At 67.7% G+C, this 22,615-nt stretch carries 20 protein-coding genes and 1 pseudogene; 15 read left to right on the top strand and 6 right to left on the bottom strand.

Features of this window, described 5'->3' with window-relative positions; genetic code table 11:
• Positions 1-4: 4 nt before the first annotated feature.
• Together DIE03_RS35925 and DIE03_RS35920 are read right to left on the bottom strand one after the other, a co-directional pair.
• Entirely contained in the window at positions 5-931 is a 927-nt protein-coding gene (locus DIE03_RS35925; protein WP_124456835.1) for a glyoxylate/hydroxypyruvate reductase A, read from the bottom strand.
• Between the two features lie 12 nt (positions 932-943).
• The gene (locus DIE03_RS35920; protein ID WP_124456834.1) at positions 944-1,804 is read right to left on the bottom strand and encodes a GNAT family N-acetyltransferase; all 861 of its coding nucleotides are present in this window, start codon (positions 1,802-1,804) and stop codon (positions 944-946) included.
• A 421-nt stretch (positions 1,805-2,225) separates the two neighbouring features.
• Between DIE03_RS35920 and DIE03_RS35910 the strand changes: the two genes are divergently transcribed.
• The 13 genes from DIE03_RS35910 to DIE03_RS35850 all read left to right on the top strand — a co-directional run bounded on the left by DIE03_RS35910 (position 2,226) and on the right by DIE03_RS35850 (position 18,058).
• Entirely contained in the window at positions 2,226-2,894 is a 669-nt protein-coding gene (locus DIE03_RS35910) for a haloacid dehalogenase type II (protein WP_124456833.1), read from the top strand.
• 454 nt (positions 2,895-3,348) lie between these two features.
• Positions 3,349-4,932: an ABC transporter substrate-binding protein gene (locus tag DIE03_RS35905; RefSeq protein ID WP_124456832.1), complete on the top strand. Its 1,584-nt coding sequence runs from the start codon at positions 3,349-3,351 to the stop codon at positions 4,930-4,932.
• Positions 4,933-5,011: 79 nt separating this feature from the next.
• Positions 5,012-5,965: an ABC transporter permease gene (locus DIE03_RS35900; RefSeq protein WP_124456831.1), complete on the top strand. Its 954-nt coding sequence runs from the start codon at positions 5,012-5,014 to the stop codon at positions 5,963-5,965.
• A gap of 30 nt (positions 5,966-5,995) precedes the next feature.
• Positions 5,996-6,952, top strand: a complete 957-nt coding sequence (locus tag DIE03_RS35895; protein WP_124456830.1) for an ABC transporter permease — start codon at positions 5,996-5,998, stop codon at positions 6,950-6,952.
• Positions 6,952-8,829 (top strand): ABC transporter ATP-binding protein, encoded by a 1,878-nt coding sequence (locus DIE03_RS35890; RefSeq protein WP_124456829.1) that lies wholly within the window; start codon positions 6,952-6,954, stop codon positions 8,827-8,829. The genes DIE03_RS35895 and DIE03_RS35890 overlap by 1 nt, the downstream gene beginning before the upstream one ends.
• A 139-nt stretch (positions 8,830-8,968) precedes the next feature.
• Positions 8,969-10,303, top strand: coding sequence for an FAD-binding oxidoreductase (locus DIE03_RS35885; protein WP_124456828.1), 1,335 nt, complete (start codon positions 8,969-8,971; stop codon positions 10,301-10,303).
• Positions 10,304-10,328: 25 nt separating this feature from the next.
• Entirely contained in the window at positions 10,329-10,760 is a 432-nt protein-coding gene (locus DIE03_RS35880) for a helix-turn-helix domain-containing protein (protein ID WP_124456827.1), read from the top strand.
• Positions 10,761-10,879: 119 nt separating this feature from the next.
• On the top strand, positions 10,880-11,614 hold the full coding sequence (locus tag DIE03_RS35875; RefSeq protein WP_124456826.1) for a cupin domain-containing protein: 735 nt from the start codon (positions 10,880-10,882) through the stop codon (positions 11,612-11,614).
• Positions 11,615-11,616: 2 nt separating this feature from the next.
• Positions 11,617-12,942: an FAD-binding oxidoreductase gene (locus DIE03_RS35870; protein ID WP_124456825.1), complete on the top strand. Its 1,326-nt coding sequence runs from the start codon at positions 11,617-11,619 to the stop codon at positions 12,940-12,942.
• A 137-nt stretch (positions 12,943-13,079) separates the two neighbouring features.
• A complete protein-coding gene (locus DIE03_RS35865; RefSeq protein ID WP_124456824.1) occupies positions 13,080-14,357 on the top strand; it encodes an FAD-binding oxidoreductase in 1,278 nt (425 codons plus the stop codon).
• The gene (locus tag DIE03_RS35860; RefSeq protein WP_124456823.1) at positions 14,354-15,811 is read left to right on the top strand and encodes an aldehyde dehydrogenase family protein; all 1,458 of its coding nucleotides are present in this window, start codon (positions 14,354-14,356) and stop codon (positions 15,809-15,811) included. The genes DIE03_RS35865 and DIE03_RS35860 overlap by 4 nt, the downstream gene beginning before the upstream one ends.
• A gap of 69 nt (positions 15,812-15,880) precedes the next feature.
• On the top strand, positions 15,881-17,068 hold the full coding sequence (locus tag DIE03_RS35855) for a M20 aminoacylase family protein (RefSeq protein WP_124456822.1): 1,188 nt from the start codon (positions 15,881-15,883) through the stop codon (positions 17,066-17,068).
• 87 nt (positions 17,069-17,155) lie between these two features.
• A complete protein-coding gene (locus tag DIE03_RS35850) occupies positions 17,156-18,058 on the top strand; it encodes a GNAT family N-acetyltransferase (protein WP_124456821.1) in 903 nt (300 codons plus the stop codon).
• Positions 18,059-18,085: 27 nt separating this feature from the next.
• Here DIE03_RS35850 and DIE03_RS35845 read toward each other — a convergent pair whose 3' ends face one another.
• A complete protein-coding gene (locus DIE03_RS35845; protein ID WP_124456820.1) occupies positions 18,086-18,484 on the bottom strand; it encodes a cupin domain-containing protein in 399 nt (132 codons plus the stop codon).
• Positions 18,485-18,758: 274 nt separating this feature from the next.
• Positions 18,759-19,622, bottom strand: coding sequence for an SDR family oxidoreductase (locus tag DIE03_RS35840; RefSeq protein WP_124456819.1), 864 nt, complete (start codon positions 19,620-19,622; stop codon positions 18,759-18,761).
• 110 nt (positions 19,623-19,732) lie between these two features.
• Between DIE03_RS35840 and DIE03_RS35835 the strand changes: the two genes are divergently transcribed.
• Positions 19,733-20,632 (top strand): LysR family transcriptional regulator, encoded by a 900-nt coding sequence (locus tag DIE03_RS35835; RefSeq protein ID WP_124456818.1) that lies wholly within the window; start codon positions 19,733-19,735, stop codon positions 20,630-20,632.
• 249 nt (positions 20,633-20,881) lie between these two features.
• Here the strand turns inward: DIE03_RS35835 and DIE03_RS35825 are convergent, their stop codons facing one another.
• Both DIE03_RS35825 and DIE03_RS35820 read right to left on the bottom strand, forming a co-directional pair.
• Positions 20,882-21,397: a hypothetical protein gene (locus tag DIE03_RS35825; RefSeq protein WP_124456817.1), complete on the bottom strand. Its 516-nt coding sequence runs from the start codon at positions 21,395-21,397 to the stop codon at positions 20,882-20,884.
• Positions 21,398-21,459: 62 nt separating this feature from the next.
• Positions 21,460-22,062, bottom strand: coding sequence for a TetR/AcrR family transcriptional regulator (locus tag DIE03_RS35820; protein ID WP_124456816.1), 603 nt, complete (start codon positions 22,060-22,062; stop codon positions 21,460-21,462).
• Positions 22,063-22,538: 476 nt separating this feature from the next.
• Between DIE03_RS35820 and DIE03_RS35815 the strand changes: the two are divergent.
• Positions 22,539-22,615 (top strand): annotated as a pseudogene (locus DIE03_RS35815) (sel1 repeat family protein); the annotation flags it as partial.

Below are 22,615 nucleotides of genomic sequence, written 5' to 3'. Positions count from 1 at the left end.
CTCGTCAGTAGCCGCGCGCGCGATCGACGACGCCGACCATCGGCTGGCCCGCGCGATGGCGCGCGAGGTTCGCGAGGATGGCGTCGACGGCGGTGTCGGGCCGCGTCGCACTGGCAATGTGCGGCGTGATCCGGATGCGCGGGTGCGTCCAGAACGGGTGGCCGGCCGGCAATGGTTCGGGGTCCGTCACGTCGAGGATCGCGCTGTCGAGGCGGCCGCCGTCGAGCGCGGCGAGCAGCGCGGCTGCATCGAGCTGCGGGCCGCGCCCGACCTGCACGAGCGATGCACCGGCCGGCAGCGCGTCGAACACGCGCGTGCCGAGCAGGCCGCGCGTGCCGTCGGTGAGCGGCAGCAGGCAGATCAGGATGTCGCTGCGGGCCAGGAACGGTTCGAGCGCCGCGTCGCCCGCGTAGCAGTCGACGCCGTCGAGCGTGCGCGGCGTGCGGCTCCAGCCGGCGCACGGGAAGCCGAAGCGCCGCAGCGTGTCGAGCACGGCCTGGCCGAGCGTGCCGAGCCCGAGCACGCCGACGCGCCGCGACGCGGCTGCGCGCACGGGATGCTCGCGCCATACCTGCTCGCGTTGCTGCGCCGCATAGTCGAACAGGTCGCGGTGGATCGTCAGCACGGCCTGCGTCACGTACTCGACCATCCCTTCGACGATGCCCGGCTCGATCATCCGCACGACGGGAATGTGCGAAGGCACGCGCGACAGGTCGAACTGGTCGATGCCGGCACCGACCGAGAACACGACCTCGAGATTCGGCAGGAGTGCGACCGGGTCGTCCGGCGGCTGCCATGCGGCGAGATAGCGGACGGCTTTGGCGTCGCCGAGGTCAGGCCAGATCCGGAACGGCAGATCGGGCGCCAGTTGCGCGAAGCGCGCCGCCCACTGCGCGCCGCGCACCGGGTCGGCCTTGTAGAGAAAGCTCATCGTGCGTCCTGCTCAACCGAGTGCCTGGTTCACGATCGCGTACGCGCGCAGCGCCGGGTCGCGTTCGGGCGCCGCGCCGCGCGCCATCGCGACGACGGTGTCGACGCGCGGCAGCCCGAGCCCCTGCAGCCAGTCGGACAGCCCGCTGTCGCCCGGCACGTCGAGCCGCACGAACATGCCCTCGTGCAGCGCGAGCCAGTGGCTGATCAGCGCCTGCGCGCGCAGCGCATCCGGTGCGATCACCGGGCCGATCACGTGGCCGCGGCCGAAACGGCGGAACAGCGCGAAGCCGAGCAGCTCGCCGTCGCGGTCGAGCGCGATCCCGTTCGCGACGTCGAGCAGCGCATCGATCACGGCGCCGCGTTCGTAACCGGCCGCGCGCGACGCGAGCGCGGCGAGGCGCGGCCCGTCGTTGGTGCCGAGCGGGCGCAGGCGCTCGCCCGGCGGCAGCGAGATCAGCGGCGGCTGGAAGGCCGCGCCCTGGTGCTGATCGATCGTATCGATCGCTTCGAAGCCGAATTTCGCGTACAGCGGCTCGCCCGCCGGCGTCGCATGCAGAAAAATGGTGCGCGTGCCGAGGCTGTCGACCACGCGGGTCATCAGCTCGCGCCCGATGCCATGGCCCTGGCGCTCGGGCGACACGATGACCATGCCGAGCGATGCGTGCGATTCGCCGAAGGGCCAGCCAAACGCGGTGCCGACGATGCCGGTTTCGTCTTCGGCGACGAAGCCGTTGCCGAGCGCGAACACGAAGCGCCAGTCGTCGAGCCGGTGCGGCCACTTGACCGCCTCCGACAGCCGATGCGCGGCGGGCAGGTCTGCTTCGGCGAGCGGGCGATACGTGAGCGTGCGGGAAGGATTGTGGTCGGACACGCCGGACTCCGGATGGGGTGGAAATGACGCGATTACTCTGCCAGCGCGGCGGCGCAACGGATAGGACGATTCGCCTGTTTTCCGGCGGCGGGCCCTCGCGTGCGCGATCGATGCGAATCCGCCCGACCGGCGTGGACGATTGCGCATGTCGTGCCGGCGCGGCCGGTCAATTCGACCGTTCCTGCTGTGAGGGCGGTACTACGATGAAAGCGCGGCGTCATGCCCGAATGCCTGCGGACCGCAGCGGCCGGCGGTGCGGGGCGCGCCGCATATCGTGCTGCTCGCGCCGCGCAACACGCGGCGATTCTGCGTTTCGGACGGCGCCAAACGACGCGCGCGGCACTTTTTGCCTTGATTCAATTTCATCAAACCCAGCCCGTCCCCGGCCCGGCCCGGGGCTTCACACCGACAGGACGTCACCATGATCCAGTTTGAACCGAAGTACATCACCTTCGACTGCTACGGCACGCTGACCCATTTTCGGATGGCCGAGACGGCGCGCGAAATCTATGCGGACCGGCTGTCGCCGGTCGCAATGGAGGCGTTCGTGCGCGCGTTCGCCGCGTATCGGCTCGACGAGGTGCTCGGCGCCTGGAAGCCGTACCGCGACGTCGTCGTCAACGCGATCCGCCGCACTTGCGCGCGGGTCGGCGTGAAGTTCGACGAAGCCGAGGCCGAACGCTTCTACCTGGCGGTGCCGACGTGGGGCCCCCATCCGGACGTGCCGGCCGGGCTGTCGCGGCTGGCTTCGAAGTACAAGCTGGTGATCCTGTCGAACGCAATGGACGAGCAGATCATGAGCAACGTCAACAAGCTCGGCGCGCCGTTCCATGCCGTCTTCACCGCGCAGCAGGCCCAATCGTACAAGCCGCGCATGCAGGGCTTCGAATACATGTTCGACAAGCTCGGCTGCAAGCCCGAGGACGTGTTGCACGTGTCGTCGAGCCTGCGCTACGACCTGATGACGGCCGAGGATCTCGGGATCAAGCACAAGGCGTTCGTGAATCGCGGCCACGAGCCGGGCACGCCGTTCTACAACTATTACGAAGTGTCGGACATCGGCCATCTCGCGACGCAGCTCGGGCTGTAAGCGACGCGTTTCCCCGGTGCGATGTCGCGTGCGTCTGCCGCGGCCTGTCGCGATACCCGGGGAAAACCCGCGCACCGGGCAGGCCGGCGGCGTCGCCACGCCGCGCAGGTGTCCGCGTTGCATCGCGCCTTCGGGATGAACGCCTGGCGGCCGCCAGCAATCCTCTGAGCTTTCACACGCGCGTCGCCAGCGGCACCGGACGACGCGCAGCGGTACGCAGCGGGCGCCCGCCTGCGGTCCCTGCAAGCACGCAGCAAATCATGCTGCGCGGGCTACCCAAAACGGTCGATTCGTATCGTGAGGGCGCCCCGAATCGGGACAACCGGCATTTTGTCGATGCTTAAATGAATTGCATGTGTACGACGTTGCGCCCGCCACCAGCAAGCGGGCGCGGCGGGATTGAACAACCACGCTGGACCCTTGGACCCACTTTCCACAGTCAGGAGCAGTTCGGATGAGCGACGATATCGACAACGGCGGCAAGGGCGGCTTCACGCGCCGCGACATGATGAAGGTCATGGCGGCGAGCGGCATGATGGCCGCCGGCGCCGGCGGACTGCTGACGACCCCCGGCTCTGCATTCGCCGCGCCCGCGCCGAAGCGCGGCGGCAAGATCCGGGTCGCGAACGAAGCCGGCTCGACGGCCGACACGCTCGACCCGGCCAAGGGCTCGACGGGCGCGGACTATACGCGCTTCTTCATGTTCTACAGCGGCCTCACGCAGCTGGATGCGAGCCTGACGCCGCAGATGAACCTCGCCGAGTCGCTACAGACGACCGATGCGAAGACGTGGATCATCAAGCTGCGCAAGGGCGTCACGTTCCACGACGGCAAGCCCGTCGGCCCGGCCGACGTGGTGTTTTCGCTGATGCGCCACAAGAACGCGGCCACCGCGTCGAAGGTCAAGACGCTTGCCGAACAGTTCGCGGATGCGAAGGCGAGCGGGCCCGACGAAGTCACGTTGACGCTCGCGAGCGCGAACGCGGACCTGCCGGTCATTCTCGCGACGCCGCAGCTCGTGATCGTCAAGGACGGCACGACCGACTTCTCGACCGGCATCGGCTGCGGCCCGTACAAGCTGAAATCGTTCAAGCCGGGTGTATCGACCGTCGGCGTGCGCAACGACAGCTACTTCAAGCCGGGCAAGCCGTATCTCGACGAGATCGAGCTGATCGGCATCAGCGACAGCGCCGCGCGCCTGAACGCACTGCTGTCGGGCGACGTGCACCTGATCAATGCGATCGATCCGCGCTCGACGCAGCGGGTCTCGTCGACGCCGGGCTACGCGCTGAAGGAAACCAAGTCGGGCCTCTATACCGACCTGATCATGCGCAGCGACAACCCGATCGTCTCGAGTCCCGATTTCGTCGAAGGGATGAAGTACCTGTTCGATCGCGAGCAGCTCCGCACGGCGGTGTTCCGCGGCTACTCGGTGATCGGCAACGACCAGCCGATTCCGCCGGGGCATCGCTACTACAACGCGTCGCTGCCGCAGCGGGCGCACGATCCGGACAAGGCGAAGTTCCTGTTCCAGAAGGCGGGCGCGCTGGGCGCCACGCTGCCGCCGATCTATGCGACGTCCGACGCGAACGGTTCGATCGAAATGGCCGTGCTGCTGCAGCAGGCCGGCCAGAAGATCGGGCTGAACCTGCAGGTCAACCGCGCGTCGCCCGACGGCTACTGGTCGAACCACTGGATGAAGCACCCGCTCACCTTCGGCAACATCAACCCGCGCTCGAGCGCCGACGTGCTGTTCACGCAGTTCTTCAAGTCGGATGCGCCGTGGAACGAGTCGGGCTGGAAGAACGCGAAGTTCGACCAGCTGCTGCTCGCCGCGCGTTCGGAAACCGACGATGCGAAGCGCAAGCAGATGTACGGCGACATGCAGGTGATCGTGTCGCAGCAGGGCCGCGTCGGCATTCCGGCGTTCATCAGCTTCCTCGACGGATACGACAAGCGGCTCGCGGGCCTCGGCTCGATCCCGACCGGCCCGATGATGGGCTTCACGTTCGCCGAGAACGTGTGGTGGAACGCATGACGTTGTTGCTGGCCGCCGTCGCGCGGCCGGTGCGGAGCACCGCGCCGGCCACGCGCGGTATTTTCGGGAGTGCCGCTCAATGAACCGAATTCTCATCGGCCTGATCGGCCGGCGCATCGCGGTCACCGCGCTGACGCTGCTGATCGTGTCCGCGATCATCTTCACGATCACGAACCTGTTGCCGGGCGACGCCGCGCAGGCCGCGCTCGGCCAGTCGGCGACGCCGGAGACGGTCGCCGCGCTGCGCCAGCAGTTCGGCCTCGACATGCCGGCGCACGTGCGTTACGTGCACTGGCTCGGCGGGCTGCTGCACGGCGATTTCGGCCGGTCGCTGTCCGGCGACATGCCGGTGTCGGAGCTGATCGGCGGCCGCCTGCCGAAGTCGCTCACGCTGGCGGCGATCACGACCGCCGTGTCGGTGCCGATCGCGCTGCTGCTCGGGATCCTCGCGGCGGTCAAGCGCGAGTCGGTGATCGACCGCGTGATCAGCCTCGGCACGCTGTCGCTCGTCGCAACGCCGGAATTCCTGATCGCGACGGTTGCCGTGCTCGTGTTCGCGGTGAAGCTGCACTGGCTGTCCGCGCTGTCGTATAGCGGCCCGATCGAAAGCCCGCACGATTTCCTGCGTGCGTATGCGATGCCGGTGCTGACGCTGTGCGCGGTCGTGATCGCGCAGATGGCGCGGATGACGCGCGCCGCGGTGATCGAGCAACTGAGCGCGTCGTATGTCGAGATGGCCGTGCTGAAGGGTGCGAGCCCCGCGCGCGTCGTGCTGCGCCATGCGCTGCCGAACGCGATCGGGCCGATCGCCAATGCGATCGCGTTGAGCCTGTCGTATCTGCTCGGCGGCGTGATCGTCGTCGAGACGATCTTCAACTATCCGGGCCTCGCGAGCCTGATGGTCGACGCCGTCAGCAACCGTGATTTCCCGCTGGTCCAGGCCTGCACGCTGATTTTCTGCGTCGCTTACCTGACGCTCGTGCTGTTCGCCGATCTGTGTTCGATCGTGTCGAACCCGCGACTGCGCACCTGAGTGTTTCGTTTTCCTGCCGAGATGCCGCCCATGCAACCGATCGAACCCGTACAACGCAGCAGCGCGCTGCCGCCATCCGGCGACCCGCCCCTGGGGCGGGGCAGCATGCCGCCTGCCGCACCTGCTCCCGACCAGCCGCGCAAGCGCCGCGCCGCGCGCATCGCATTGACGACCGGCGGCCGCGTCGGACTGTCGATGGTCGGCCTGATGCTGTTCGTCGCCGTGTTCGCGCCGCTGATTGCGCCGCATGACGTCGGCACGATCGTCACGACCGACGTGTTCGCGTCGTTCAGCGCGAAGCTGCCGTTCGGCTCCGACTTCCTCGGCCGCGACATGCTGAGCCGGATCCTGTACGGCACGCGGCTGACCGTGCTGCTCGCGCTGGCCGCGGTGCTGCTTGCCGCGGTGACCGGCACGACGCTCGGGCTGCTCGCGACCGTGTCGGGCCGCGCGGTCGACGAGACGATGAGCCGGCTGCTCGACGCGCTCACGTCGATTCCGTCGAAGATGTTCGCGCTGATGTTCGTTGCCGCGTTCGGCTCGTCGCTGCCGCTGCTGGTTCTCACCGCCGCGGTCAGCTACATGCCCGGCTCGTACCGGATCGCGCGCGCGCTGGCGATCAACATCAGCACGCTCGAATTCGTGCAGGTGGCGCGGGCGCGCGGCGAAAGCGCGCTGTACATCGCGTGCGTCGAGATGCTGCCGAACATGATCCATCCGATGCTGGCGGACACCGGGCTGCGCTTCACGTTCGTCGTGCTGCTGCTGAGCGGCCTGAGCTTTCTCGGGCTCGGCGTGCAGCCGCCGTATGCGGACCTCGGCTCGCTCGTACGCGAGAACATCGCGAGCCTCGGCGACGGCTCGGCCGTCGCGATCATGCCCGCGGTCGCGATCGCGATCCTGACGGTGGGCGTCAACCTGATGATCGACGGCCTGCCGCATCGCGGCCGCCGCAAGGGCGCGGCTGCCGCCGCCGGAGAACACTGATGCGAGATCAATCGACTCCGCTCGTCGAGGTGCGCGGGCTGCGCGTGGTCGGCGGCCGGCCGGGCGGCGAGGAAACGACGATCGTCCATGGCGTCGACTTCGATATCGGGCGCGGCGAGGTGCTCGCGCTGATCGGCGAATCGGGCTCCGGCAAGACGACGATCGCGCTGTCGCTGATGGGCCACGCGCGCACCGGCTGCCGGATCGCCGGCGGCTCGGTGAAGCTCGCCGGCACGGACGTCTGCACGCTGCCCGCGCAAGCGCTGACCGCGCTGCGCGGCCGCAAGGTCGCGTATATCGCGCAGAGCGCCGCCGCCGCGTTCAACCCGTCGCGCACGATTCTCGACCAGGTGATCGAGAGCGCGCTGATCCACAAGACGATGTCGAAGCGCGACGCGCAGGCGAAGGCGATCGAGCTGTTTCGTGCACTCGCGCTGCCGGAGCCGGAGACGATCGGCAAGCGCTATCCGCACCAGGTATCGGGCGGGCAGCTGCAGCGGCTGATGGCCGCGATGGCGCTGATCACCGATCCGGAGCTGGTGATCCTCGACGAGCCGACCACCGCGCTCGACGTGACCACGCAGATCGACGTGCTGCAGGCATTCAAGAGCGTGATCCGGCGCTACGGAATGAGTGCGGTGTACGTGTCGCACGACCTCGCCGTGGTCGCGCAGATGGCCGACCGGATCGTCGTGCTCAGCGACGGCGTGATCCGCGAGGCCGGCGCGACCGAACAGATCCTGCATGCGCCGACGCACCCGTATACGCAGAGCCTGATCGCGGCGGTCACGCCGAACGATGCCGAACGCGATGCCGCATGTGACGCGATAGCGGCGAGCGCCGCACCGGTGCCGCTGCTCGACGTGCGCGGCGCGATCGCCGGCTACGGCGGCCGCACCGCGAAGGGCTGGCCCGCGAAGGTGATCCTGCACGAGGTCGACCTGCGCATCGGGCGCGGGCAGACCGTCGGCGTGATCGGCGAATCGGGCTCCGGCAAGACGACGCTCGCGAAGGTGATCGCGGGCCTCGTGCCGGCGACCGGCGGCGCGATCCTGCTCGATGGCGAGCCGCTTGCGCGCGATATCGGCAAACGAACGAAGGAGCAGCATCGCCGCGTGCAGATCGTGTTCCAGAACGCCGATACCGCGCTCAACCCGGTGCATACCGTCGAGCGCACGCTCGCGCGACCGCTGGCGTTCTATCACGGGATCAAGGGCGCGCGTGCACGCCAGCGCGTCGCGGAACTGCTCGAGCTCGTGCGGCTGCCGCCGGCCGTGGCCGCGCGGCGTACCGGCGAATTGTCCGGCGGTCAGAAGCAGCGCGTAAACCTCGCGCGCGCGCTGGCGGCCGAGCCCGACCTGATCTTGTGCGACGAGGTCACGTCGGCGCTCGACACCGTCGTCGGCGCCGCGATCATCGAGCTGCTGCGCGACCTGCAGGCGAAGCTCGGCGTGTCGTACGTGTTCATCACGCACGACATCGCGAAGGTGCGCGCGATCAGCGACGACATCGTCGTGCTGTACGCGGGCCGCCGCGTGGAGACGGGCAGCCGCGACGCGTTGTGCGCGCCGCCTTATCACCCGTATTCGCACTTGCTGGTGTCGTCCGCGCCGGAACTGCGTGCGGGCTGGCTCGACGATGCGACCGAGCGTTGCCACCGGCCGCTGGAGCCGATCGGCGAGCGCGAGAACGAGGCCGAGCTGTGTCCGTTCCTGTCGCGCTGCGCGATGCGCGTGGACGGCGTGTGCAACCGGACGGCCCCGTCGCTGCGCACGCTCGGGAACGGCGCGCAGGTGCTGTGTCATCGCAGCGAGGAAGATCTCGCGCGCTTCCAGGCGGAGCCGGCGCCGGCCGGCGTCGCACCGGTGCAGCTGTAGTCCGTGGCGCACGAGGCGTTCATCGCGCGGCGCGGTGGACGGCCCGCCGCATAGTCTGCCGCGGCGGTCGTGCAAAACGGCAATTTGTATGCGTGCCGCGCGCGAATACGCGGCAACTGCGGTTTTTGACGGTGATTAAATGATTCTCATTGAACGGCCGCCGATCGTCGTTGCCGGCATGCACAAGAAGGATCCAATGAAACTGGAATCGTACTGGCTGGATACTCGCCCCGCGTTTCGCGCCGGCAGCGTTGGGCCCGTCGAAGGGCGCGCCGACGTCGTCGTGATCGGCGGCGGTTTCACCGGCTTGTCGGCGGCGCTCGCGCTCGCGCAGCGCGGCGTATCGGTGGTCGTGCTCGAAGCCGCGCAGGTCGCGGGCGAAGCGTCCGGCCGCAACGGCGGCCAGTGCAATACGGGCGTCGCGCAGGACTACGCATCGCTGGCCGCGCGCATCGGCGCCGCGCAGGCGAAGCAGTTTTATCTCGCATACGAAAGCGCGGTGAAGAGCGTCGAGACGATCGTGACGGAACAGGCGATCGACTGCGATTTCCGGCGCGCGGGCAAGCTGAAGCTCGCCGCGAAACCGCAGCACTTCGCGGGGCTCGAAAAGACCTTCGACGCGTTGCGGCGCGATGTCGATCCGGACATCGAACTGATCGAGCCGTCGCGGATCCGCGATGAAATCGCGTCCGACGGCTTTTACGGTGGACTCCTGCAGCGCAACGGCGCGCAGATGCACATGGGCAAGTTCGGCGTCGGCCTCGCGCAAGCGGCCGTGCGCGCCGGCGCGCGCGTGTACGAGCACGCGGCCGTCACGCAGCTCGACAGGCTCGATGGCGAGCGCCACCGGATCACCTGCGCCCGCGGCACGATCGTCGCCGACCGCGTGCTGGTTGCGACCGGCGCATCGCAGCACGGGCCCTTTGCGTGGTTCCGGCGGCGCATCGCGCCGGTCGGCAGCTTCATCGTCGTGACCGAGCCGCTGCCCGATGCGCAGTTGAACCGGCTGTTTCCGCATCGCCGTGCGTACGTGACGTCGCGCCAGATCGGCAACTACTTCCGCGTGACGCCCGACAACCGGCTGCTGTTCGGCGGCCGCGCGCGCTTCGCGATGTCGAGCCCGCGCTCCGATGCGAAGAGCGGCGACATCCTGCGCGCCGGCATGGCCGGCTATTTCCCCGAGCTGGCGAACGTGCGGCTCGACTACTGCTGGGGCGGGCTGGTCGACATCACCGCCGACCGGCTGCCGCGCGCGGGCCAGCACGACGGGCTCTATTACTCGATGGGCTACAGCGGCCACGGTGTGCAGATGTCGGTGCACATGGGCCGCGTGATGGCCGACGTGCTGTATGGGGCGGCTGCGTCGAACCCGTGGCGCGAACTCGACTGGCCGGCGATGCCGGGCCATTTCGGGCACGCGTGGTTCCTGCCGCTCGTCGGCGCGTATTACCGGATGCAGGATTTCCTGCATTGAAGCGAGCGCCCCCGGAGAATTCGAAATGACAGTGCAATTCGTTGGCTCGCCTCGCGTCGCCCAGCCCGTCTCGCCGGCGATCGACGACGTGCTGCGCACGATCGACGCGTCGTTCGCGCAGCCGCTGAACCTGGACACGCTCGCGGCGGTGGCCGGGTTGAGCGTGTCGCGTTTCACCGCGCGCTTTCGCAGCGAAACCGGACTGTCGCCGCACCGGTATCTGTGTCTCGTGCGAATACGGCGAGCGCAGGACCTGTTGCGCGCCGGTCTTGCGCCGTCGGTCGTCGCGACCGACGTCGGCTTCTTCGACCAGAGCCATCTGTGCCGGCATTTCCGGCGCGTGCTCGGGATCACGCCGCGCGATTACGTGGTTGCGCGGACTGGCGGCGCGCCGCTGCGAACGCCATCGGCGCGCCTGCGCGACGAACGCCGCGAGGCGTCGTGTCACGCAGCATAAGCGCACGCATGGATGACATGCCCCGCTGAGGATGTCCGGCAGACGAGCCGGAGAACGACGATTTCCGATATCGCGCGACGGCTTTGAACCAGTCCGCCGCGCACTGCACAGGAGCAGAAATGACCGCAGTTTTCGTGTTGCACCGGGCCGACGGCGCACCGTCTTCCACCGTATTCAGCAAGCAGGCGTTCGGCGCGAGCGATCCGTTCGCGTCGCATCGCGAGATTGCGTGGGAAGGCCCCGACGCGATGGCCGCGGGGCGGATCGTTTTCGTCGGCGAACTGGACGTGTCGAGCTTTCCGCACATCGAAACCGTCGTCGTCGTCCAAGGCGAGCTGACGCTCGAAGCGGACGGCGCCGCACCGCTGGTGCTCGGCCCGGGGCAAGGCGCCGTCATCGGCTGCGGCACCGCGCTGCGCATCGCCGCGCAATCGCCCGTGCTGCTGACGTTCTGCGCGGCAGCGTGCGCGCAACCGACGAAACGCGGCCTCTTCGAGCTGCGCGCCGACGCGGACTTCAAACCGTCCGCCACGCTGCCGGCCGAAGTACTGCTGGGCCCCGCGCCGCAATGCCGCAGCGACAACGTGTTCACCGACGACGGCGCCGGATACTGCGCGGGCACCTGGGATTCGACGCCGTATCACCGGATCGTCCGGCCGCATCGTGCCAACGAATTCATGTTCCTGCTGGACGGTGGCGTCCGGTTCGCGGCGCCCGACGGCAGCGTGCAGTCGCTCGGTACCGGCGATGCGCTGTTCGTGCCGCGCGGCGCGTCGATCGGGTGGGAAAGCAGCGAACGCGTCGCGAAGTTCTACGTGATGCAGAACGTCAAACCCTCCACCGAACGAGACTGAGCATGTCCCCTCCGCTGCGCCATATCGAAACCTTGTCCACGCCGCCGGCCGCGGCCGACGTCGTCGTGATCGGCGGCGGCATCATCGGCGTCTTCACCGCCTACTATCTGGCACGACGCGGTTTGTCGGTCGCGCTCGTCGAGAAGGGGCGCATCGGCGCCGAACAGTCGAGCCGCAACTGGGGCTGGTGCCGGCAGCAGAACCGCGACGCGCGCGAGTTGCCGATGGCGAGCAAGAGCATCGATCTGTGGGAACGATTCGCCGCCGAATCGGGAGAAGACACGGGCTTTAGTCGCTGCGGGCTGCTGTATCTCAGCAACGACGAGGCCGAGCTGTCCCGCTGGGCCAGCTGGGGCGAATTCGCGAAGACCGCGGGCGTGACCACGTACATGCTCGACAGCAAGCAGGCCGCCGAGCGCGGACGGGCGACCGGGCGGCAGTGGAAAGGCGGCGTGTTCTCGCCGACCGACGGCACGGCCGATCCAGGGAAGGCCGCGCCGGCCGTGGCCGCCGCGCTGATCAAGCTGGGCGGCAGCGTTCACCAGCACTGCGCGGCGCGCGGCATCGAGCTCGAGGGCGGTCGCGTCGCCGGCGTCGTCACCGAGGCCGGCGTCATCAAGACCCGGACGGCCGTGATGGCCGGCGGTGCATGGGCATCGTCGTTCTGCCGCCAGCTCGGCATCCGCTTTCCGCAGGCGTCGATCCGTCAGTCGATCCTGAGCGTGTCGCCCGTCGAAACGCCGCTGCCGGATGCGATGTACACGTCCGGCGTGTCCATGACGCGCCGCAGCGACGGACGCTACGCATTGGCGATCAGCGGCCGCGCGCGCGTGGACCTCACGCCGCAGTTCCTGCGCTTCGCCCCGCAATTCGTGCCGATGTTCGCGAAGCGCTGGCGCAATCTGCTGCCGGGCGGCCTCGAAGGCGTGCGCGGCGGGCATGAAACGCTGAAGCGCTGGCGCCTCGATGCGCCGACGCCGATGGAAGCGGTGCGCATTCTCGATCCGAAGCCCGACATGCCGACGGTCGCCGAAACGTACCGCCGCGCGGTCGAACTGTTGCCCGAATTGCGCGAAGCGAAGATCACGCACGCATGGGCCGGCTTCGTCGACAGCACGCCTGACGGCGTGCCGGGCATCGGCGAAGTGCCGGGCGTGCCGGGGCTGATCCTCGCGGCGGGCTTTTCGGGGCACGGCTTCGGGATCGGGCCGGGCGCCGGGCACCTGATCGCGGATCTCGCGTCCGGTGCGGAGCCGTTCGTGGACCCGACGCCGTACCGGCCGGGCCGTTTCAGCGAATCCGCATGGGGCAAGGTCGCGGATTTCTAGTGCAAGGCCGTCGCGCTGACGCGGAGCAGCCTCCGGACGAGGTGCTGCGATCCGGATCGCGGGCGAGCGGCCGGATCGGGGCGGCGAACGTTCGTCGGCCTGGCAGCGCGGTGCGGTGGACAGCTTGGGAGTGCCTGATGCGTTTCAGTTCCTACTGGCTCGATACGTCGGAGCCATTCGCGAGCAACTCGCCGGCGTTGCATGACGGAAGTTGCGACGTCGTGGTGGTGGGCGGCGGCATTACCGGTTCGGCGGCTGCACTCGCGCTGGCCAAGAAAGGCGCGCGCGTGATCGTCTGCGAGGCGGGCACTGTCGGGCAGGCGGCATCGGGACGCAACGGCGGCATGTGCAACAACGGCTTCGCGCAGGATTACGCATCGCTGTCGCAGCGCATCGGCACGGAGCTGGCCAATCGGCTCTATCTCGCGTTCGACGCGGGCGTCGACACGGTCGAGCGGCTGGTCAGGGAGGAGTCGATCGATTGCGATTTCGTGCGCCGCGGCAAGCTGAAGCTCGCGGCGAAGCCCGAGCACTACGACAAGCTCGCGCGCAGCCAGGCACTGCTCGCGGCGAGCGTGGACCCCGACACGCGCATGGTGACGAAGGCCGAACTGCGCGACGAGATCGGCTCGGACCGTTATCACGGCGGCCTGCTGTTCGGCAAAAGCGCGGGGATGCACGTTGGCCGTTATGTGCGCGGCCTGGCGCGCGCCGCGCAAACCCGTGGCGCGCATATTCTCGAGCATGCGCCGGTGCTCGGCCTGAAGCGACAAGCGGGCGGCGCGTACGCGGTGCAAACACCGCGCGGCGAGATCCGCGCGCGCCAGGTGCTGCTCGCGAGCGGTATTTCACAGGTCGGGCCGTTCGGCTGGGTGCGCCGCAGGATCGTGCCGGTCGGCGCGTTCATCATCGTCACCGAGCCGTTGCCACGCGAATTGCTCGACCGCTTGCTGCCGACGCGCCGGATGGTCACCGACACGAAGAACTTCGTCAATTTCTTTCGCGTCACGCCCGACAACCGGATGCTGTTCGGCGGGCGCGCGCGGTTTGCGACGTCGAATCCACGTTCGGACGAGAAGAGCGGCGCGATCCTGCGGCAGCAGATGGCCGCCGTGTTTCCCGAGCTGGCCGCCGTACGCATCGACTACTGCTGGGGCGGAATGGTCGACATGACGGCCAACCGACTGCCGCGCGCGGGCGAGCGCGACGGCGTCTATTACTCGATGGGCTATAGCGGCCACGGCACGCACATGGCCACACTGATGGGCACGTTGATGGCCGAGATCATGGACGGACGCGCCGATCTCAACCCGTGGAAAGGTTTCGACTGGCCCGCGATTCCGGGTCACTTCGGCAAACCCTGGTTCCTGCCGTTCGTCGGCGCCTGGTATCGACTCAAGGACACGCTTCAATGAATTCCCCCGTTGTTCACCTAACGCAAGCCGGCCGGCTCGATCGCTTTTTCATCGACGGCGACTGGGTGCTGCCCGACGGCGGCGACCGGTTCGCGGTCGTCAGCCCGTCCACCGAAGACGCTCTGTGCGAGATCCCGCTCGGCAGCGCGCGCGACGCCGATCGCGCGGTGCAGGCCGCGCGCAATGCGTTCGAACGCTGGTCCGCGACTTCGCCGCAGGAACGTGCCGCGCTGCTCGACCGTGTGCATGCGCTGATGCTTGAGCGCGCCGAGTTGTTCGCCACCGCGCTCACGCTGGAGATGGGTGCGCCGATCGGCTATGCCCGCGGTGCGCACGTGCCGCTCGCGGCCGAGCATATTCGCGTTGCACGCGACAACCTCGCGCGTTACCCGTTCGTCGAGCGGCGCGGGACGACGGCGGTCGCGCGCGAGCCGATCGGCGTGTGCGCGCTGATCACGCCGTGGAACTGGCCGATCTACCAGATCACCGCGAAGGTCGGGCCGGCGCTCGCGGCGGGCTGCACGGTGGTGCTGAAGCCGAGCGAATTGTCGCCGCTCAGCGCGCTGCTGTTCGCGGAAGTGATCGCCGACGCGGGCGTGCCTGCCGGCGTCTTCAATCTCGTGAGCGGCAGCGGCGAAACGGTGGGCGCGGCGCTTTCGTCGCACCCGGAGGTCGACATGGTGTCGATCACCGGATCGACGCGCGCCGGCGTGCTCGTTGCGCAGGCGGCGGCCGCGACCGTCAAGCGCGTCGCGCAGGAGCTGGGCGGCAAGTCGCCGAACATCGTGTTGCCGGATGCGGACCTGTCGCGTGCGATCCCGCCGGGCGTCGCCGCCGCTTTTCGCAACATGGGGCAATCGTGCAGCGCGCCGACCCGCATGATCGTGCCGCGCGCCGTGCTCGGCGAGGTCGAGGCGCTGGCCATCGCGACAGCGCAAACGCTCGTGGTCGGCGATCCGTTCGACGAAGCCACCACGCACGGGCCGCTCGCCAATCGCGCGCAGTTCGGCCGGGTCGCGCAGATGATCGACGTCGGGATCGACGAACGCGCGAAGCTGATCGCGGGCGGCCGCGGTCGGCCGGCGGGTTTCGATAAAGGCTTCTATACGCGGCCGACGATTTTCTCCGACGTGCGCACCGACATGGCGATCGCGCAGCAGGAGATCTTCGGTCCGGTGCTCACGATCCTGCCTTACGACACTGTCGACGAAGCGGTCGCCATCGCGAACGACACGGTCTACGGGCTCGGCGCGCATGTGCAGGGCACTGATATGGAGCGCGTGCGCGCGGTGGCCGCACGCATCCGCTCGGGGCAGGTGCATCTGAACTACCCCGCATGGGATCCCCAGGCACCGTTCGGCGGATACAAGCAGTCGGGCAACGGCCGCGAGTATGGAATCGAAGGGATGGAGGAGTATATGGAGATCAAGTCTATCGTCGGCTATTACGACTGACCCAGCCGATGCGCGAGATACGCGCCGGCGATACAGTTGGAAGCCCGCTACATTCTGAAGGTGCCGAAATTGGACAACCCCGTCATCCCCGACTCGTCGCTGCATGCGCATCACGCGCACTGGGCGAAACTGCGCCGCGACCTGCATGCGCATCCCGAATTGCGATTCGAAGAACACCGGACGGCCGACGTCGTCGCGCGCGAGCTCGAAGCGCTCGGCTATGCGGTGTCGCGCGGGCTGGGCGGCACGGGCGTGGTCGCGAGCCTGCCCGGCGCGGATCCGGGCCGCGGCATCGTGCTGCGCGCGGATCTCGACGCATTGCCGATCCACGAAGCCAACGACTTTTCGCATGCATCGTGCACGCACGGGATCATGCACGCGTGCGGCCATGACGGCCACACCGTGATGCTGCTCGGCGCCGCGCGCGTGCTGAAGGAGATGCCGCAGTTGGCCGGCACCGTCCATTTCGTGTTTCAGCCGGGCGAAGAGGGCGGCGCGGGCGCGCGCAGGATGATCGACGACGGGTTGTTCGAGCAATATCCGACGGAAGCGGTGTTCGGCATGCACAACTGGCCCGGGTTGCCGGCCGGGCATTTCGGACTGCGCACCGGCGCGATCATGGCCGCGGGCTCGCGTTTCAGGATCACGGTGACGGGCAAGGGCGCGCATGCGGCGCAGCCGCATCTGGGCATCGATCCGGTGCCGCTCGCGTGCTCGATGGTGCTGCAGTGCCAGACCATCGCCGCGCGACACAAGGATCCGGTGGATCCCGCGGTCATTTCCGTCTGCATGTTCCATGCGGGCACGACGGACAACGTGATTCCCGACACCGCCGAGTTGCGCGGCACGATCCGCACGCTGTCGTCGTCACTGCAGCAGAAGCTGCAGCGCGACGTCCGGCTCGCGTGCGAGGGATTGGCGAGCGCCTATGGCGCGCAGGTCGACGTGGAATTCTTTCAGTACTACCCGGCGACGGTCAACACGCCGGCAGAGACGGCCTTCTGCGAGACGGTGATTCGCGACACGTTCGGCGACGAACGCCTGTTTCGCGACGTGCCGCCGAACATGACGTCCGAAGACTTCGGCTTCATGCTGGAGGAGCGGCCGGGCGCTTACGTGCTGATCGGCAATGCGCAGGACGGCGCGACGGCACCGGCGCTGCATCACCCGAAATACGACTTCAACGACGACATCATTCCGGCCGGCGTCCGGTACTGGGTCGCGCTGGCGCAGCATTATTTCTCGCGATCGCCGTGATGCGTCGGGGCGGCGCTTCGATGTGATCGCCGCGGATTTTTCTGGCGTGCCATGTTGCACGACGACACCAATTGGAAGGACTGCTTGATGAACCAGGAACATGAAGTAACGGAGCGCGGCGCAACGTCGGCGCTTCGCTACCGGAGATTCACCGCGGCGGACGTCCCCGCGGCTCATGCCCTTTCCACGGCGCTTCGCTGGCCGTTCAGGGCCGAAGACTGGCAGTTTTCCGCCGACACGTCGATCGCGTTCGCGGCCGAGGAAAACGGCGTGGTCATCGGCACGGCGATGTGCTGGAAGTACGGCGCGGATCGCGCGGCGATCGGGCACGTGATCGTCTCCGACGCGCATCAGGGCCGGGGCATCGGCCGCAAATTGATGGAGACGCTCCTCGACGAACTGGGTCCGCGCATCACGTTTCTGCACGCAACGCCGGCCGGTCGGCCGCTCTACGAGAAACTGGGGTTCAACGTGTGCGGATCGCTGGGCCAGTATCAGGGCAACGTGGAGCGCCCCGCCGCGGTGGCCGTGCCCGATGGCGCGCGGCTGCGTGCCGGTTCGCCGGCCGACTGGCCGCGCCTCGTCGAACTCGACGCGCGTGCGTCCGGCCTCGAACGCGAGGCGCTGTTGTCCGCGTTGCAGATGCGGGGCGAATGCGTCGTGCTCGAACGCGACGGCGAGGTCGTCGGGTTTTCGGTGCTGCGGCGCTTCGGTCGCGGTTACGTGATCGGCCCGGTAGTCGCGCCGCGTTCGAGCGACGATGCGTGCGCGAAGGCGCTGATCGCCTATTGGCTGACGAAACGGGACGGCGAATTCGTGCGTATCGATGTGCCTGACGGGACCTGTCTACCGGAGTGGCTGGGCGAACAGGGACTGAAACAGGTGGATACGTGTTCGAAGATGGTTCGCAACGCGCCGGCCGCGGCGCACGAGGGCGCGGCCGACCCGATAGTCGGACTGTACGGGCTGGTCAGCCAGGCCATGTTGTAAACCGCGGCCCCGCCGCGGCGGACGAATTCAGCGCGCCCGACCCAGTTGCTCGTCGATCGTGCGGGTCAGCGGCGACTGGACATCGCCGGTGTGCCGGGTCTGCACGGGCTCGATCAGCACGATCCAGCATTCGTCGTCGGCGACCGGATTATGCTGCGTGCCGCGCGGCACGACGTGCATCGAGCCGGCGGGCACGTCGGCGACGCGGCCGCCTTCATACTCGATCCTGAGGTGGCCGCGCACGACGAAGAACAGCTCGTCTTCGTGCGCGTGGTCGTGCCACACGAGCTGGCCGCGTACTTTCGCGACCTTCACATACTGATCGTTGACCTGCGCGACCACCTTGGGCGACCAGTATTCGGATACGTCGGCGAATGCGGCCTCGAGGTCGAACGATTCGGCAAACGGAAGGGCAGGCGCGGTCATCTCGTCTCCAGTGGGCGGTTGTACGCAGCCGCGATCGACACCGGCAGATGGCCGATCGCCGACAGGCAGGAACAGCCGATTATATTGACGTCGTCATTTCGCTGCCCGAGGTCCGGATGCTGCGCAATCCGGTACATCGGCCGGGCCGCTGTCGCGCGGCCGTCGTCACCGGCGACAGCATGGCGGCCGCGGCGAACCGGCCACGCAGCGGCGACCGGTTCCCCCCGGCAACTGCCCGCACAGCCGCGCGGCGCATGGAGGCGCGGTATCGCGCTCAACGCACGAGCGCGGCCACGAAGTCGCGATACTTCCGCAGCGGACGGCCGAGGATCGCGGTCAACCGCTCGACGTCGCCGGCCTCCGGCATCATGCCGTCGCTGACGTAGCGTTCGGCCATCAGCCGCATTTCGTATGCCATCCATTTCGGCATGAATTTCGCGAAATTGTCTTCGAACGGCGTGGGATCGTCGCCGCCATAGGCAACCGGGCGGCCGAGCGTGTCCGACCAGATCGACGCCAGCTGCGGGCCGGTCAGCGTGTCGGGGCCGACCAGGTTGAGGGTGTCGACCGGCAGCTTGCCGGGCGCGTCGTTGCGGCGGATCAACTCGATCGCCGCGACTTCCGCGAGGTCGCGCACGTCGATCATCGCGACGCCCTTGTTGCCGATCGGGATCGGGTAGACGCCGTGCCCGACGATCATGTCCTTGACCATCGCTTCGTTGTCCATGAAATACGCGGCCCGCAGGATCGTCGCGCTGAAGCCCATCTGCTCGATCATCCGCTCGGCGCCGGATTTCACCGCGAAGTGCGGCACGTTCACGAAGCGGTCGGCGTGGAGGACCGACAGGTAGACGACACGCTCGATACCCGCTTCGCGGGCGAGATTCAGCGCGATCAGCGCCTGCGTGAATTCGTCGCCCGCCACGCCGTTGAGCAGGAACAGCGTGCGGACGCCGGAGAACGCGGTGCGAAGGGCGTCGACGTCGAGCATGTCGCCTTGCGCGACGGACACTGTCGCCGGAAAGTCGGCCTTGGACGGATCGCGCACCAGTACGCGCACGTCGGCGCCGCGATCGACGAGTTGACGGACGAGCTGGCGGCCGACACGGCCGGTGGCGCCGGTAACGAGAATGGTCATGATGTTCACTCCTGAGGTAACGATGGGATTGACTGCCCACGTAAGTTAGGTGATCCACATGCGATCCGGAAGATGTGATAAATAGACGTGCCGTCTCATTGGTGGAACACATGGACCTGCTCGCTCTCGCCGATTTCAATCTCGTCGCCCGCCATGGCAGCTTCGGGGAAGCCGCACGCGCGGCCGATCGCCCGAAGGCGACGCTGTCGCGCCGCGTTGCGGAACTGGAGAACAGCCTGTCGCTGCGCCTGTTCGAGCGCGGCTCGCGCGGCGTGACGCTCACGCAGGAAGGGCGCGCGCTCTACGAGCGCACGGGCGTGCTGCTCGCGGAGCTCGCCGACAGCGCGTCGGCGATCGCATCGGGGAGCGAGCGGCCGCGCGGCCGGCTGCGCATCAGCGCGCCGATGCTCTTTTCGCAGTTCGCGATGGGCAAGCTGGTGGCGACGTTCGCGCTGAAATACCCGGACGTCCGGCTGGAGGTAACGACGGAAGATCGGCCCGTCGACATGATCGACGAAGGTGTCGACCTCGTGATCCGCGTGAACCCGGACCCTGACGAAAGCCTGATCGGGCGCGTGTTCCTGCGCGACCGGCTGGTCGTCGTCGCGAAGCCCGGGCTGGCGCGGCCGAGCGGCGACGCGCCCGTACCGGCCGTCGTGCGCGGCGCGAACGACGGCCGTGCTGCATGGGAGGTCTCGCACGCGGCAGGAACGTCGCGCATCCCGATCGAACCGGTGGCACGGCTGTCGTCGCTGATCATGGTGCGCGATACGGTCCGCCTCGGCCTGGGCGCCGCATGCCTGCCGGTATCGCTCGTGAGCCGCGATCTGGCCGCCGGCACGCTCGTCAGCTGGGGCGACGTGCCGGGGCCTGACATCGCGGTGTGGGCGCTGTATCCGTCCAGGCGGCTGTTGAGCGCGCGCGTTTCCGCGTTTCTCGATCACCTGAAGGACGCGTTTCCGTCCGGACAGCCGGAAGAACTCGCGGCATATATCGAACCGGGGCAGTGAAACGGCGCCGGGCGCGGCTGTGAATACGTGCCTGTCCCGGCAGGATCGTCATCGGCGGCGCCGGTGATCGGGCCGCGGGCAAGGCGCCCGACCTACGTTGCCGTGTGCGGGCGATGGTCCGTTAGCTCGGGCTGCAGAAAATCGTTGTCGTTCATGACATGGGCCTCCAGGGAGTGCGACACGCGCGCCTGCTCGGGTAGAGTTTTTCCCGCGCACGGAGATGCGTCATGCGCATCGGCCATGCGGGCGTCACGGCCCGTCTGGTCTGGCCGCGTCGCCGGCATCGACCTTGATCGTGTGTTCCTTCGACACCAGCCGGGCCCCGGCCATGCTGCCGCCGCCGAATCGCAACTTCAGGAGCGCGGGTTCGTTTGCATCGAGCCCCGACATGTAATCCAGGCCATGAAGTGCCGCGCGATCGTGGAACGGAATGAACCACGCGGAACAGAAGTCCGACGTGGGAATCGGGCATCGGGCGTGAATGTCGAGCCGCCTCGCGGCGAATGGATAGTCCTCGACATTGGTTGCGCCCGCATCGAATTGCCGCCGAACGGTGACCGGCGTGACTGCGTACTGGAGGTAGACGTGGTCGGCCCACAGCGTTTGGTCGAACGACGCCGGATCTTGCGTGGTAAATGCAATGATCGTGAGCCCGTTCGAGTCCCGCTTCTGGATTTCATATCGGCTGACATCCAGTGACGTGCAGCTTGCAAAGGCGATTGCCACGCCCATCGTGAAGCCGATCAAGTGCATCCGGTCATGCATTTCATTCTCCCCGGCACCGTTCGCCCCCGGTTTGCTTGCGATACGCCGACCCGCGACGCCCGTTACATCGTGGTGCCCGCCCCCTCGGCGGGCGAGGCCGCCGTGTGCATGGCCTGATCGAGCAGCGCGTGCGCGGCTTGCCACGCGCGCCCGGCGGCGGCGGAATCGTTGAACGCCCGGGCTTCCACCGTTGCACCATCGAGCAGCATCATGAAGACGGTCGCCAGCCGGTTTGCCGTGTCGGGCGGCACAAGCGCCTCGATCAGTTCGGTGATCCACTCGACCATCTTGCGGCGATAACGGATGGCGACGTCCGAGATCGGCGCATAGGCGGTGCCGAATTCGGCCAGTGCGCGCTCGAACAGGCATCCGGCAAATTCAGGCGTCCTGAACCAGGCCCCGTACCAGTCGAAGATGGTCTTGACGCGTTCGACCGGATCGGCAATGTGCCGAAGCTGCGCATCGATGCTGCCGACGATCAGGTCGTAACGCTGGACGAGGACTTCGCGGATGAGTTCGTCCTTGCTTGCAAAATGTCGATACAGCGTCATCCGGGCGACGCCGGAATCGTCGATGATCCAGTCGACACCCACCGGGTGGAATCCGTGCCTGGAAAACAGTTCGGTCGCCTTGTCAACCACCAGTTGGCGTTTGTTGGCTCGCACGAGCAGCTCCTCCTCGATATTTCAAGCCATAGACCGATTATTCTAGCATCTTGCCGCTCGATGAAATTCCGCGTTCCGGCCTTTACGCGGCAGGCTTCTTTCCTCGAGAAAACTCGGCCGTCGGGCCGGTTTTCAAGTCACCTTGACTATTAGATAGACCGATATGTATCATTTGAACCCAGTAAGCGGCAATCGACGTTTTCCGGGATTGATACGGAAATAAGGGGCGGGGTGCTTCTGTCGGGTGGTGCTGCAACGGCACGGTAACGGCATCGAGAAAGGGCGGTTGCGGCGCCTCGTGCGCGTCCGCGTCTTCGTCAGTGCGGCGTTGCCGTGATGTTTCAAGCCGAAAAGAGAACCTGAGAGAACCCTGGATGCGGGCCGGCGGACGATATCCGCCGCCGCTGCGGGGGCGGGCTCGCGGGTGAGTGCGCGCGACGCAGTGCGGCGCAAATAAGAACGTGAGGAAAGTACCCATGTACCGCCGTTTACTCGCACCGGGGCTGCTGTTGCTATTGGCCGCGTGCGCGCAGGATCCGTCCGCCACCAGCAA

The sequence above is a fragment of the Burkholderia sp. Bp8992 genome (assembly GCF_003853705.1).
GTDB lineage: Bacteria > Pseudomonadota > Gammaproteobacteria > Burkholderiales > Burkholderiaceae > Burkholderia.
The sequence above is the reverse complement of the archived record's forward strand: the minus strand, read 5'-3'. Positions and strand labels throughout refer to the sequence as shown.